A 14537-nucleotide genomic window follows, 5' to 3' on the forward strand; every position below is an offset into this window, starting at 1 on the left:
CCCTTCGTGCATCGTCAGAAGCGCCACGTCAGGTTACCTTTCACGCCGTGATCCTGCACATTGCGCCCGATCTGGCCCGAATAGGATGCCCCGATGCTGACGCCAGCCCCCAGGCCCGCTTCGATCCCGGCCTGAAGGACGGCTGCATTCCGAGCGATCGGTGTGCCTGATATCCCGAAGACCTGCGAGCCCGCATCGAAGCGCAGATCGGTGAACGGTGTACGGTTGCCGAAGGCGTGCCTCCACCCGGTCGACCAGAACGCATGCAGCGCGCCTTCTCTCGGCAGATCGAGGTCGCCGCGCAAGCCCAGGCTCGAAAAGGTCACTTCGGTATTTTTCGATTCCCCGATCAGCGCCGCATCGCCGCCATTTTCGGCGAACCCATCGGTATGAAGACGCACGTGACTGATCTGGGCAAATGGTTCGAAGTGCCCATGATTGACCTCTATTTGATAGCCCGCTTCTCCGAAGACTTGCGCGCTGTTGCCCTTGTATCGCGAGGAGAGTGCATCGGCGAAGCCGGTGAACCCGACCGCGCGATCGACATCGAGCTTGTGCCAGGTATAAGCCGCGCCGACCTGCAGGTTGAGGGGGGCAAGGCCGGTCCCCGCATAGACGCCCAAGTGGTAATTGTCGCTATGGCCGGTATCGCGGTGCCCGGCAGTGTTGAATTTCGAGCGGCTGTAGCCGCCCAATACGCCCGCCCTTGCGACATCGCCGATAGGCAGATCGACACCGACCAGCAAGCCCCGGGCCGAACGGTGCAGGACCCCGGCATTGCCATTGCCCGCGAGGGAACCCCACGAGCCGTAGCCATGTCCCCACAGCGACACGCCGGGCCGCTCTGTTTCCCGGCCATCGGTGCCTGACCGCAGGTGCATCGACACCGCATCGCGCAGATACTGGCTGTCTTGGATCAGCGCGCTCTTGGCGGAAGAGTGGATTTCGCCTGAAAGTTGCCCGAACGCGCCGCGCGCCTCTTCGAAGGTCTGGAGATAGCCCAGGGCGTTGCGCAGGCCCACGGCCGGGTCGAGTGCATCCAGCGCGCCGGCGACGCTGCGCTCGTTGGGGGTGATCGCGGCAGAGACGAAGCTGCTGGTCTGGGCCACATCGAGGTAGACGTTGCTGGCGTCGTACCCGACGGTAAGATCGTAAAAGGCCGATACCGCCGTATCGCCCGTCAGCGTGTAAGTGCCCGTCACGCCTTGAGCCGCCGTCAGCACCGTGTAGCGCCGGCCAAGCACATAGGGCGTTGCGGTGTCGGTCTTGGTCACCTCCAGTGTCGCGCCGCTCCCGATTGCCGCAAAGCCCGTGGCGGTGATCCTGTCGGAAAGCGATCCATCCACGGCGACCTGAACCGCATAGATCGACCCGGATTGCTGCGTGACGTTGCCATCCACGGCCAATGTCCCGATCGCGCCATTGCCCGGGGCGATCGTCGAACCCGGTGCGGCGACGATGCCGCCCACGGTTCCGGTGCCCGATATGCGTGTGCCGCTGGCCAGGGAGACCGACGAGGCCGCGAGCGAACCAGTGATCCGCAATTCGCCCTCAGCCAGAATGGTGGCGCCGGACAGGCCGCTCGTACCCGTCAGGGACAGCATGCCCGCACCCTGCTTTGTGAAGGTGCCGTTGCCGTTGATCGCGTTTGCGAAAGTGGCGTCAGTGCCCTGGGTCACGACCAGTGCGGCGTTGTCGAGGATCGCACCGCTGCCGAAGCCGGTCGCCGACCCGACGAGCGTGCCGTCCGAGATCGTCGTGCCGCCGGAATACGTGTTGACGCCGGAAAGCGTCGTCGTGCCCGCACCGGCCTGCACGACTGCGCCGGTGCCTGAAATCGTCCCGGAGAACGTCACGGCGTCAGCGCGGTCGAACGCCAGGGCTGCGTTGTTCAGGACGTTGCCGATGATGCCGCCGCTGGTCCCGCCATCGCCAAGCTGCAGCGTGCCGTCGGAAATGGTGGTGCCGGCGGAATATGTGTTGTTGCCCGTGAAAATCAGCGTGCCACCGCCAGTCTTGACGACGTCGCCCGGCTGTGTGCCGTCTGAAATCGTTCCTGCGACGGTTGCCGTCACGCCGGTGGGTACGAAGATCGTCGGATCGCCGCTGACGGTGATATCGTTGCCGATGACCATGCCGCTCTGGACGAGGTTGATGGCGGTGAATTCGCTCATCGCCAGCGCGCCCGTGCCGAGCGCGTCGTTGTTCCCCAGCGAAAGTGTGCCGGTCAGCAGTGCCGTGCCGCCCGAATACGTGCTACTTCCATTCAGGGCGTAGCCCTGTCCGGCCGAGAGTATCAGTCCGCCCGTACCGCTGATCGATCCCGCATAAGTGCCGCCGGCCTGTGTGAGCGTCAGGGTGTTGTCTCCCAGGGCGATGGCACCAGCGCCGGTTACCGTGTCGAGATCGCGATCGCCGTCCGCTGCGCTGATGTCGAACGTGCCCGTCGCGCCGATCGCAACCGACGAGACGATGTCACCGGCATCTGCCAGCACCAGCGCGCCGGCATCGATCGTGGTCCCGCCGGTGTAGGTATTCGCTGCGGTGAGGGTGACGCCGCCGTTCCCGGTCTTTATCAGACCGGCCGTACCCGACAGCACGCCGTTGATCATGCCGGTCCGGGCATCGATAGTGCTGCTCACGTTGGCGGCCACGGTTCGCGTCAGCGTTCCGCCCGCAATGGTATAAGTATCGAGTACCAAGGTCCCGTTCAGGATCGTGGCCGCGCCCTGCGTCAGCGATACTTGCGTCTGGCTCGTTCCGCCGAGGTCGAGCGTGCCGCCGTGGATGACCGTCGAACCGCTGGCCGAACCGAGGGTGCCCGCGCCGGCCAACACCAACGATCCGTCATCGATGACGGTATCGCCGGTATAGCTGTTGGCACCCTTGAGGATCACGCCGCCGGAGCCGGTCTTTATCAACCCAGCCGTGCCGGACAGCGCGCCATCGACGCTCCCGGACCGGAGGTCGAGCATATCGTCGGCATCGATGGCCGCATTGCCTGCGAGGGTTCCGCCTGTCAGCGTATAGGTGCCGACCGAGAGCGTACCGTTCTGGACGGTTCCGCCGCCCTGCGTGAGCGTGGCCTGGCTCTGACTGCCCGCGCCCAGGTCCAGGGTGCCGCCATTGATCGTTGTCGTACCGTCGCCGGAGCCCAAAGTCCCGGCACCTGCCAGCGCCAGTGTACCGCCGTTGACGACGGTGCCGCCGGTGTAACTGTTCGCTCCACCGAGCGTGACAGTGCCGTTGCCGGATTTGGTCAACGTGCCCGAGCCGCTCAGTGCGCCATCGATCGCCCCCGCCTGTGCATCGATCGCCGTGCCTGCATCCACGGAGGCATCGCTGGCGAGGATTCCGCCCGCAAGCGTGTAGGTATCGACCGATAGCGTACCGTTGCGGATCGTTCCGCCGCCCTGTGTGAGCGACGCCTGGATCTGCTGCGTATCGCCGAGGTCCAGGGTTCCGCCATTCACGATCGTCGATGCCGTATCCGCGCCGAGCGTGCCGTTGCCCGCCAGAGCCAAAGTGCCGGATTCGAGCGTCGTGGTGCCGGTGTACCCGCTTGCACCGGTGAGCGTCACCTGGCCGCCGGATCCCGAATCGATGTAAGTGATGACGCCCGGCGTGCCGGCCGTGCCATCCGAAAATCCACCGGACAGCACGGTCGTGTTGCCGTTCATATCGATGGTGTTGGTGTTCGTATCGTCCAGCGCGAAGCTGTTGGGATAGGTCTGCCCGTTCTGGTCGATCAGCAAGGTGCCGCCTGCGAAGGTCGGGTTTACCGAGGTTCCAAGGTTGCTCGAACCGTAGTTCGGACTTGCGGTGTCGATGTCGTTGGCTTGTCCCGGCACCGTCACGCCGCCGTCCGAGGTCACCGTAAAAGTCCCGGACGAGATCGCGTTCCCGGCCGGCGTCCACACCTGGGAAAGGCCGCTCGTGCTGGCGTAAGCGAACGTGTAGGTCCCCGCGGTGATGTCAGAGAAGGTCGCGGCCTGGAAATTGTAGACGCCGTTGTTCGCGCTGTCGGATGCTACCAGCGAATTCCCGTCCGGGCTGATGTAGAAGAAGTTCTGCCCTGCCGTCAGGCCTGCGGGCAACGTGCCGTTGGGGACGTTGCTCAGCAGGATCGAGAATGCCTGCGTGCCGACTGCGGAACTGTCCGCGCGATTGAGCTGTACGGCGCCCTCCGCCGAAACGGAGCCGCCGTGCCAGCTACCGTAGATGATCTGGACATCGAACAATCCCGCGGCCGAGCCGTCGGACACGAGATAGCCCAAGGCATCGGTATGCGCGCTGGCCATGCCCGCGCCCGCGACAAGGCCCGCCGAGGCAATCGTGACCATTGCAGACCGTGTACCGACGAGAAACGTCAGCGATGCCGCGCTCTGAAGAAGACGCTCGCGTCCGATCTTGGCGAAGTGCCGTTTCCGGATTGCCATCCGATGTGCCCCTTTTTTCTGTGATTAGCTTGATCGAACTTGCGGCTAGGGGAGATGGGAAAGTCCGTCGCACGCACAAGCGGCTTTAGATGCTCACAGAAATTTCGAGCAATAACAGTTTGATCCGTTATGGAGAGTTAAGTTAACATCGAGTTTTATATTTCACTGCGACGGCTTCAGAAGCCGCAATGGCTATGCGTTTGTGGCGGCTTTGCGTTTCCGATCTTGCAAGACGGTAAACGCGGCGACGGATGACTCCGTCGCCGCGTACGCGTTGCGGTCGTTCCTTGGCGGCGACGGTCGGAACGGCCCGCTGGCGTCAGAACTTGAAGTTGACCCCGCCCATTACTGCCGAGCCGGAAAGCTGCAGTTGCGTGATGCGGGTCGCATCGCCTTCGCTCTTTATCTTCGCGGTGTTGAGCAGATTGCGGCCCGATGCGTAGATCGACACATTGTCCGTGATGGCATAACTGGCGCCGATATCCAGCGAGAGGCGGTCCTCCAGATACTGGTCCTTGGCCCGGGTCGCGCCGACGGAAAGCAGGCTGCGGCCGTTATAGGACAAGGCAGCGCGCAAGTTGAGCTTGCCGTCGTCCCAGTAGACCGCGGCGTTGTACACGTGCTTCGACGTACCCGGAAGGCTGCCCTTCTCGCCGGGTCGGATGTCCGCCGACGATTTGATCAAGGCATAGTTCGCCGAGACGCCGAGGTTCGACAGCGGGCCGGGCAGGAACGAGAGGTGCTGGTCGTAGTTCAGCTCGATGCCGCGCACCCAGGCGTGGGATATGTTGGCATAGGTGATGACCTGTGTGGGCGTCGCCTGATTGCCGAGCACAGCGAGGGTGACCGGGTCGGTGATGCCGCCGAATTGGGTCCGGCTGAAAATGTAATTCGACAGCTCCTTGTCGAACGCGCCGGCCGAGATGATGCCGCCGAACGGCAGGTAGTGCTCGATCGAGAGGTCGAAACTGTTGGCGGTGATCGGCTTGAGGTTCGTATTGCCGGTGGTGACGACGTTGTTGGCGGCGTCGATGGTTGCCGACGGATTGATCTGGTTGAAGCCCGGACGCGCGATCGTCGAGGAGTAGGAAGCGCGCGCGATCAGGCTGGGCGACAGTTCGTAGCGTGCCTGGATCGACGGGAAGAAGTTGGTGTAGCTCGACGAGGACGAGACCGGCACCAGGATCGAGCCCTTGCCATTGGTGATCGTACCGCCTGCGGCCGCCGAGGACGTGATCGGGACGCTGGTAACGCCCTGGTAGCGCGCGTCGGTGTGTTCGACGCGCAGACCCGCCAGCAGGTGCAGCGCACCGAAGTCGGTCTCGCCCTGGACGTAGCCGGCGAAGACGTTCTCGCGGTTGTCCTGCTGTGCCTGCCCGCTGGCGTAGGCGTCGGCCTGAGCGTTGTTGCTGAAGCCGGGACCGGTGCCGTTCGCCCAGACGCTGCGCATGTAGTCGATGTCGATATTCGGGCCGTTTGCATAGTGGCTCTGGTCGAACAGGATGTTCCGCCCCGGGGCGGCGCTTGCCATGTCCAGCACCGGCACGCTCGTCGAGGTGTAGGAATTGAACACGTGCGTGTTGGTGCGCAGACGGACGTTGACGCCGAACTTGATGTTCTCGTTCTCGCCGCCCAGCAGCGAAGTCGCGAGCGTGCCGTCGATCCCGCCCGACCACTCGCGGGTACGATAGATCTGGCTGTTGTTGGTCACGCTGGACAGCTTGTAGCCCGCGGTGCCGAAGGGATCGGTGCCGGTGAAAGTCGTGGTCGGGAACTCCCCGCCCGCATCCGCATAGGTGACGCTCGAGCCCGAGGCGGCCTTGTTGCTGAAGGTGGAAAGCGTGTCGTAGGGGCGGTAGTCCTGACCTTGCGCGTAGGATGCGCGCGCCGCGAGGTCCAGATTGCCAAACTGGTGATGGCCGCCGACTTCGGTGAGGTGCAGGCTGACGCGCTGCAGCATGTCGCGGACCGACTTGTCGTACTGGGTCGCGGGCGTCGTCAGCGAGCCGTTTGCGTTGGTCACCGTCGGGCTGCCCAGCTTGAACGCAAGCTGGTTGCGGGCGATGTCTTCCTGGTAGCCGCTGTTGACGTAGCGGATGTAGAGCCGGGTGTTCACGTCAGGCTCGTAGCCGAGTTCGATCGTGGCGCCCTTGGTCTTGCGGTGGAACTGGTAGTACGCCTGGGTCACCCCTGACCAGGCCAGATCCGGGGTGCCGCTCTTATTGGCGAAGGAGACGCGGCGGTCGTCGGTGCCGAGCGCGTCCTGATAATAGGCGAGTGAGCCGACCAGGGTGAACGGACCGTCGCCGATACCATGGCCGCCGAAGCGGATGCCTGCGCTGACCGCCATGTCGGCGATCGCGGTGCTGCGGGAAAACTGCTCGCCCGAACCCAGGCGGCCTTCCACGAAGTAGCCTTGGTTCGGCGCCAGCTTCTTCGGGGTGATTTCGATGGTGCCGCCCAATGCTTCGGCATCCATGTCGGGGCGGTTGGTCTTGGTGACCGTCACCGAGCCGATGAGGCCGGTCGGGAAAGCGTCGAACGCGAAAGCGCGGCCGCCGCCCTGGGGCGTGACGGGGCTTGGCGGCGGCAGGTGCGTGCCGGCAAGCGTGGTGCTGGTAAGGTCGGCATCGAGACCGCGGATGTTGATCCAGTGGCCGACGCCGCTGTCCGCCGCGATCGTCACGCCGGGCAGGCGCGAGATGACCTCGCCGGCGTTGAGGTCGGGCAGGCGGCGCGCTTCTTCGACCGAGACGGTCTGGATGATGTTGGGCGCGGCTTCCTGCTTGGCACGGCTGTCGGTGGCGGCATGGCCGGTGACGACGATGTCGCCCTTCGGCTCGTTTGCTTCGTCTTCATCGGCCGCTGCGAACGCGGGCGAGGCCGCCGAACACAGGAGCATGGCGACGAGTACCGCGCGCTGGGCGCGAGGCAGGGCAGAACTTCTATTCGACACGATGACAGCCTCCGAGATGTCGTGATTGTCCAGCGGCGGTGGATCTGCCGCTGCTGCAACCCCTTGCTTGTCGAAGAGCGCCATTAGAGAGGGAAAATTATCGCTGAATTATCTTGAATTATAATTTAAGGAAAATGATTGAATAAATTTTCAATATTTTCATAAAAATGAAATAAACTACATTTTCTATAAATGTAAATTACTCTGTTATCAAATATCTCTCTCGATATGAGGGGAGTTGTTCTAATTTTCATTCAGGTGTATGTGCCTTAACCCCGCCACTCTTGCGAATGGCGGGGTGTGATACTTCACCGGCTGTCGAATACGGGCTGTCAGTCGTGGATGGCGTAGACCTGCAGCGCGGCGACGGTTTCCCCCTTGCGTGGGCGCATCACGTAGAGGCGATGGTTCTCGCCCACGTAGAGCGAGGACTTGCCGACCAGCGAGGCGTCGGTTTCCAGCAGGGTGGCGTTGCCGTTGGCGGCGATGCGGTAACGGCTCATGCCGGTATCGCCCGACACGTACAGGATGCGGCCCTTCTCGTCGAAGGACATGCTGTCGGCCGTCTCGGTGCCCGGCAGCGACTGGAGTTCCTTGCCGCTGCGCGCATCCAGCACGACGAGGCGGCCGGGTTCGCGCGAACCGGCAAACAGGCGCTGGCTGCGCTTGTCGTAGGCCAGCGGCACGTTCTTGTTGAGGTTGGGCGAAGTCCAGGTCCGCAGCGTGCCGGTTCTGATGTCGATGACGCCGACCGCGTTCTTGTCACGCATGCTGACGAAAAGACGTCCGCCAGCCCGGTCGAGGACGAGGCCCTTGAGCGTCATCGCCGGAACCGGGAAGCGGCGCACGACCTTGAGCGTGTCGAGCGAGATCGCGCTGATCTGCGAGCCGGTATCGCCGTCGCGGCCGCTGACGTAGAAGACGCGGCCGACGAGATCGATGGCGCCGGTGTCGGACTTCGCGCCGACCGGGATCGAGGCGACGGTCTTGAAGTCGGTGGTCAGTACCTTGACCGTGCCATCCTTGCCTTCGGCCACCAGGAGATGGCCGGTCTTGGGGTCGAAGGCGACCTTGTGCGGCGAAACGACGTCACCGCCCGAAGCGATGAGCGCCCCGGTCTCCAGATTGAACGCGGCCATGAGCGCGCCGTCCTCGCCGGAAACATAGATGCGGTTGTGTGCCACGTCCGTCACCAGCTGGTCCCAGTCGCCTTCGGGCATGTTGGGGACCAGGGTGACGGCAAGCTGCTCGTAGACCGGCTTTTCGGCCGGGGCGGCGATGGCTGCACCGCTGATGCAGGCCGTGGCCGCCGCGAGCAGGAGGGAGGGGATCATGCGCATATCGTATTCTCCTTCAGAACTGAACGTTTACGCCGCCGAACACCGCTGATCCGGAAAGCTGGTGCTGGACGGTGTGGTCCCGCGTGCCTTCCGAACGGATCTTGGGGGTGTTGAGCAGATTGCGGCCCGATGCGTAGATCGAGACATTGTCGGTCACGGCGTAGCTGGCGCCGATGTCGAGCATGAACCGGGCCTCGGCATACTGGTCGAGTGCGCGGGTTGTGCCGACCGACCAGAGGCTTCGCCCCGCATAGGAGATCGCCGTGCGCACGTTGAGCTTGCCGTCGTCCCAGTAGACCGCGGCATTGTAGATATGCTTCGAGCTGGCGGGCAGCGGTCCCTTCTCGCCGGGACGAATATCGGCCGAAGAGTCGATGAGGGTGTAGTTGCCCGAAACGCCGAGGTTCGACAGCGGGCCGGGCAGGAACGAGAGGTGCTGGTCGTAGTTCAGCTCGATGCCGCGCACCCAGGCGTGGGAGATATTGGCATACGTGACGACCTGGGTAGGCGTCGCCTGATTGCCAAGCACGGCAAGGGTGACCGGGTCGGTGATGCCTCCGGACTGGGTGCGGTTAAAGATGTAGTTCGACAGTTCCTTGTCGAATACGCCCGCCGAGACGATGCCGCCGAACGGCAGGTAGTGCTCAACAGAAAGATCGAAGCTGTTGGCGGTGATCGGCTTCAGGTTCGGATTACCGGTAGTGACCATGTTGTTGGCGGCGTCGATGGTTGCCGACGGATTGACCTGGTTGAAGCCCGGACGCGCGATCGTCGAGGAGTAGACCGCGCGGGCAATCAGGCTCGGCGAGAACTCGTAACGGGCCTGAAGCGAAGGAAAGAGGTTCGTGTAGCGCGACGTGGACGAGGTCGGCACCAGGATCGAACCCTTGCCGTTGGTGATCGTGCCGCCTGCTGCTGCAGAGGATGTGATCGGGACGCCGGTGTTGCCCTGGTAGCGGGCGTCGGTGAACTCGGCGCGCAGACCGGCGAGCAGATGCAGTGCACCGAAGTCGGCCTCGCCCTGCACGTAACCCGCGAACACGTTCTCGCGGTTGTCCTGCCGGGAAAGGCCGCCCGCATAGGCATCGGCCTGAACATTGTTGCCGAAGCCCGTGCCGGTTCCGCCGGACCACAGGCCGCGCATGGCGTCGATATCGATGTCCGGGCCGTTCGAATAATGGCTCTGGTCGACGATCGCATTGGCACCCGGCGCAACCACCGCGAGCCCGGTCGAGGGGAAGGCGGTGGCCGTGTAGGGGTTGATGACGTGGGTGTTGGTGCGCAGTCGCACGGCGACACCGAACTTGATGCTCTCATTGGCGCCGCCGGTCAGCGCGGTCGGCAAGGCGGCGTTGACCGCGCCGGACCACTCGCGGGTACGATAGAGGTTGTCGTTGTTGGTCAGGCTGGAGAGCTTGTAGCCACCGGTCCCGAAAGGATCGGTCCCGGTGACGGTGTACGACGGATAGTACCCGCCTGCATCACCATAGGTGATGTTTGCCGAACCCGGCTTCGAGGTGAAAGTCGAAATCGTGTCGTAAGGACGGTACTCGCGCCCCTGCGCGAAGGACACATGGTAGTCGAGTGCCAGATCGCCCAGCTTGTTGCGGCCACCGATTTCGGCAAGCTGCAGGTTCACCTTCAGCAGGGTGTCGCGCAGGCTCTTGTCGAGTTGCTTGACCGGCGAGGTGTAAGTGCCGTCGGCGTTGGCCGTCGCCGTGCCAGAGGTCTTGATCGCAAGCTGCTGGCGCCAGTTGTCTTCCTGGTAGCCGGTGTTCAGGTAGCGGGCATAGAAACGGGTATCGGCATCGGGTTCGTAGGCGAACTCGATGCTGCCGCCCTTCGTCACATGGCGGAACGTGTTGTAGGACTGCGACATGCTCGACCAGGCCAGGTCCGGGGCGGAGGCCTTGTTGACGTAGCTGGTGCGCCGGTCGTCCATGCCCAGCGCGTCACGGTAGTAGGCCAGCGAGCCGACGATCGAGAACGGCCCGCCGCCGTCCTTGTCGCCGAAACGGATGCCGCCGCTAGCGGACAGGTCGACGACGCCGGTGTGGCGCGACAACTGCTCGCCCGAACCCAGGCGGGCGGTGAGGAAATGGTCGCGGCCGGTCGGAATTGCCTTGGGCGAGATTTCGATGGTGCCGCCAAGCGCCTCGGCGTCCATGTCGGGACGGTTGGTCTTGGTCAGCGTGAGCGAGCCGAACACGCCGGTCGGCATCACGTCGAACGAGAAGGCGCGGCCGCCACCTTGCGGGGTCACGGGGTCCGGGGGCGGCAGGTGCGTGCCGCCGAAGGTCGTGCTGGTGAGGTCGGCGTCGAGCCCGCGGATGTTGACGAAGTGGCCGACACCCTTGTCCGCACCGATGGTGACGCCCGGCAGGCGGGCGATCGCCTCGCCCGCATTCAGGTCGGGCAGGCGAAACGCCTCTTCCTGCGAGATCGACTGAACGATGTTGGGTGCGTCCCTCTGCCGCGCACGGCTCTCGGCGCTGCCGTCCGCAGTGACGACGATGTCGGCGTGCTCGCCCGTATCGAGGTCATCGGCGAGTGCCGGTACGGCGGTGCCGCAAAGAAGGGTGGATACGATGACGGCGCGTGCCGTTCGGCCTGCGCAAGATGTGTTTCCGGACATTGAACTGACCCCCGAGTTGCGTCGGACGGGGCGGGGCGAATCACATCGCGAAGCCGTCGTCCGGTGGTTCGGGGGCGCCGGTTAGGCGCGCCGGATTATGCGAAAATTAGCGATCGGGAGGTGCAAGCAATATTGCTGCAATGTACAGAATTCTGCCAAAAACGTCATATTTATGTAATGGCCGGCGGATTAATCAGCATCGCAATTTGCCTCTGTGCGACTGGTGATTGTCTGCCATGCGTCTCTGTCTTGTCGAAGATGATCAGACCATCGGCGAAGCTGTCCGCAGCGGTTTCCGGTCTTATGGCTTCATGGTCGATTGGGTCGAGGACGGCGACGCGGCCGAGCATGCGCTGGGCACCAACGATTACTGGGCGGTACTGCTCGACCTCGGCCTGCCGGGCAAGTCCGGGCTCGAAGTGCTGTCCTGGATGCGCGGGCGGGGCAACGACACGCCGGTCATCATCCTCTCGGCGCGCGATGCCGTTCAGGACCGCATCGCCGGTCTGGACTGCGGGGCTGACGACTATCTTCCCAAGCCCTTCGACCTCGACGAGCTTGCCGCACGCCTTCGCGCCGTCCGGCGGCGCCGCGAAGGCCGGGCGAGCGTGCTGCGCCGCTACGGGCAGGTCGTGTTCGACCCCGCGCGGCAGGTGGTGACCTATCGCGGCAAACCGGTGAACCTGCGGGGGCGCGAACTCGCGTTCCTGGCGGTGCTTCTGGAGGAGCCCGGCAAAGTGCTTTCGCGTGACCAGCTGATCGACCGCGTATACGGCTGGGACGTCGAGATCGAGAGCAATGCCGTGGAATTCCATGTACATGCCCTGCGCCGCAAGCTGTCGCCGGACGCCATCCGCAATATTCGCGGCGTCGGCTATTTTCTGGCCGACGAGCCGGCCGACTGACCGCTTTGGTGTCGATCAAGCAAAGACTTCTGCTGTGGCTGCTTGTGCCCCTGCTGGGGCTGAGCGTCGTCTTCATCGGCGGCACTTACGCGGTCGAGCGGGCAGCCATCGAACATTACCAGGACCTTCGCCTGCGCCAGATCGCCACAGGCATTCCGCCAAGGCTCAAGACCGCGGATTTCAGGGCGATCAACGTCAAGCTGTTCCACGGCAGGGACGATTTCCTGCTGCAGGTATGGACCGGCGACCGGGAAATCTACCGCTCGACGATTGATCGCGGCCTGCCCCGCTTCACACAACCCGGCTTCGGTATCCGCTCGATCGGCGGGGAGCGGTGGAAGGTGTACCTCCGGCATGCGGGGCCTTACACGATCCAGGTGGGACAATCGCTGGAAGAGCGCAGCGCACTGGCGCGGGAGCGTGCCTTGCATCTGGTCGCACCGCTGATCCTGCTGATCGTGGTCATTGCGCTTTTCACGCCGCTGGCGGTCACGGCGGGGCTGCGGACCTTGCACAGGATCTCGCGCGAACTGGATGCCCGGCACATCGACCGGCTCAATCCGCTCGACCCCACTGGCGAGCCAGCGGAAATCCAGCCGCTGGTGCAGGCGATCAACACCCTGTTGAACCGGTTGGGGAGGGCGGCCGGGGCGCAGCAGCGGTTCCTGGCCGACGCCTCGCACGAACTGCGCACGCCGCTGGCCGGACTGCAACTGCAGGTCCAGATGGTAGAGCAGGCAGGATCCGATGCGGAGCGCCGGAACGGGCTGGAAGCGCTCAAGGCCAGCGTGAAGCGGACCGGGCGGCTGGTCGAACAGTTGCTTGCGACCTCGCGCCTCGATGCGGAGGGTTCGGTGGCCAGCCGCGGGCCGATCACGATCAACACGATCGTGCGCGAAGCGCTCGTCCGGCTCGATCCGCTGGCCCAGGCCAAGCGGATCGACATTGGCCTCGTGCACGATGACGAGGCTGTCGTGCCGGGCGACGGGGACGAGCTTATGCTGCTCGTACTCAATCTGATCGACAACGCGATCCGCTATACGCCGGTCGGAGGGCAGGTCGATGTGGCACTGTGGCGGGGCAATGGCACATTCGACCTGACGGTCGAGGACAGCGGGCCAGGCATTCCGCAGGCCGAGCGTACACGCGCGTTCGACCGATTCTTCCGGGGTGCCGGACATACCGTGGCGGGAAGCGGCCTCGGCCTGGCGATCGCCAAGCGCATTGCCGATCGGCATGCGGCGGCGATCACGCTGGAAGATGCGGCCTCGCTGGGCGGTCTATGCGTGCGCGTCCGGTTTCCGCAGGATAGGCCGTCAACGCGGCCCCAGTTCGCGGACCCCGAACAGAACCGTCTCGCGTAGCCAGCGATGCGCAGGGTGGTCGTCGAACCGCCGATGCCAGACCATGTGGCTGCGCAAGGGCTCCGGCTGGATCGGCAGTTCGACCAGTTGCACCGCATAGGCGCGGCGGAATTCCTCGCCGATATGCCGCGCCGTGACGGCGATCATGTCCGACTGCATGAGGATGGCGCCGATCGACAGGTAAGGCGCCTCCACGCGGACGGCGCGTTCGAGGTCCATTTCCGCGAGACCTGCATCCATGGCGCTCAGATCGTCGCCGCTCGACGAGATTGCAAGGTGGGGTAGCGCCGCGAAGGCGGCGGCGTCCATCCGCGATCCGAGGACCGGATGGCCCCGGCGCACCAGTCCCACGAACTGATCGTCGATGAGTTCGCGTGCGTGGAAACGGGCTTGGGCCGGAGGCCGCGCGACCAGTGCAAGATCCAGTTCCGCGCGGTCGAGCAGGTCGGCGACGTCCAGAGTGCCGCTCGGCACGAAGCGCAGGCGGATGTGCGGCGCCATCGCCGCCACCTTCTGCAGGATCGGCCCGACCAGCGCGATCGCGGCATGGTTGTTGACCGCGACGACGAAGCGGTGATGCGTCTCCTCGGGCGCGAAGTGCTCGGTTTCCAGGGCGGTGCGCAGTTCGAGCAGGGCATGGCGAACGGGTTCCGCCAAACGCTCCCCGCGCGGCGTCGGCAGCATCCCCTGCGGCGTGCGGACGAAGACCTGATCGCCGAGCAGATGGCGCAGGCGGTTGAGCGCGTGGCTGATCGCCGGCTGGCTCAGGCCTAGGCGGGCGGCGGCGCGGGTGACGCTGCGTTCGCGCAATATCGCCTCGAAGACCATCAGCAGGTTCAGGTCGAGCCGGGCGCCGGTCCGCTCTTCATTCACATTGTGCATGTACGAATTTTTAGAA

7 protein-coding genes are annotated in these 14537 nt (G+C 64.3%); 2 read left to right on the forward strand and 5 right to left on the reverse strand.

The features are described from left to right. Positions 1 to 14 precede the first annotated feature (14 nt). The 4 genes from HWN72_RS23490 to HWN72_RS23505 all read right to left on the reverse strand — a co-directional run bounded on the left by HWN72_RS23490 (position 15) and on the right by HWN72_RS23505 (position 11370). Positions 15 to 4439, reverse strand: coding sequence for an autotransporter domain-containing protein (locus HWN72_RS23490; protein ID WP_211151546.1), 4425 nt, complete (start codon positions 4437 to 4439; stop codon positions 15 to 17). Between the two features lie 319 nt (positions 4440 to 4758). Then, on the reverse strand, positions 4759 to 7395 hold the full coding sequence (locus HWN72_RS23495; protein ID WP_289357122.1) for a TonB-dependent receptor: 2637 nt from the start codon (positions 7393 to 7395) through the stop codon (positions 4759 to 4761). 332 nt (positions 7396 to 7727) lie between these two features. Beyond that, on the reverse strand, positions 7728 to 8729 hold the full coding sequence (locus HWN72_RS23500) for a YncE family protein (RefSeq protein ID WP_211151547.1): 1002 nt from the start codon (positions 8727 to 8729) through the stop codon (positions 7728 to 7730). 19 nt (positions 8730 to 8748) lie between these two features. Further along, positions 8749 to 11370 (reverse strand): TonB-dependent receptor, encoded by a 2622-nt coding sequence (locus HWN72_RS23505; RefSeq protein WP_211151548.1) that lies wholly within the window; start codon positions 11368 to 11370, stop codon positions 8749 to 8751. A 236-nt stretch (positions 11371 to 11606) separates the two neighbouring features. Here HWN72_RS23505 and HWN72_RS23510 point away from each other — a divergent pair, with 236 nt between their 5' ends. After that, positions 11607 to 12275 carry a response regulator transcription factor gene (locus tag HWN72_RS23510; RefSeq protein ID WP_008829788.1) on the forward strand — a complete coding sequence of 223 codons (669 nt, stop codon included), beginning with the start codon at positions 11607 to 11609 and terminating at the stop codon, positions 12273 to 12275. Positions 12276 to 12283: 8 nt separating this feature from the next. Further along, complete coding sequence (locus HWN72_RS31915) at positions 12284 to 13639, forward strand: ATP-binding protein (protein ID WP_051211475.1); 1356 nt, start codon at positions 12284 to 12286, stop codon at positions 13637 to 13639. Here the strand turns inward: HWN72_RS31915 and HWN72_RS23520 are convergent. Next, positions 13592 to 14521: a LysR family transcriptional regulator gene (locus HWN72_RS23520; RefSeq protein ID WP_008829790.1), complete on the reverse strand. Its 930-nt coding sequence runs from the start codon at positions 14519 to 14521 to the stop codon at positions 13592 to 13594. The two genes, HWN72_RS31915 and HWN72_RS23520, sit on opposite strands and share 48 nt — an antisense overlap. Between the last annotated feature and the right edge of the window lie 16 nt (positions 14522 to 14537).

Source organism: Novosphingobium sp. HR1a, assembly GCF_015594425.1.
Lineage (GTDB): Bacteria > Pseudomonadota > Alphaproteobacteria > Sphingomonadales > Sphingomonadaceae > Novosphingobium > Novosphingobium resinovorum_A.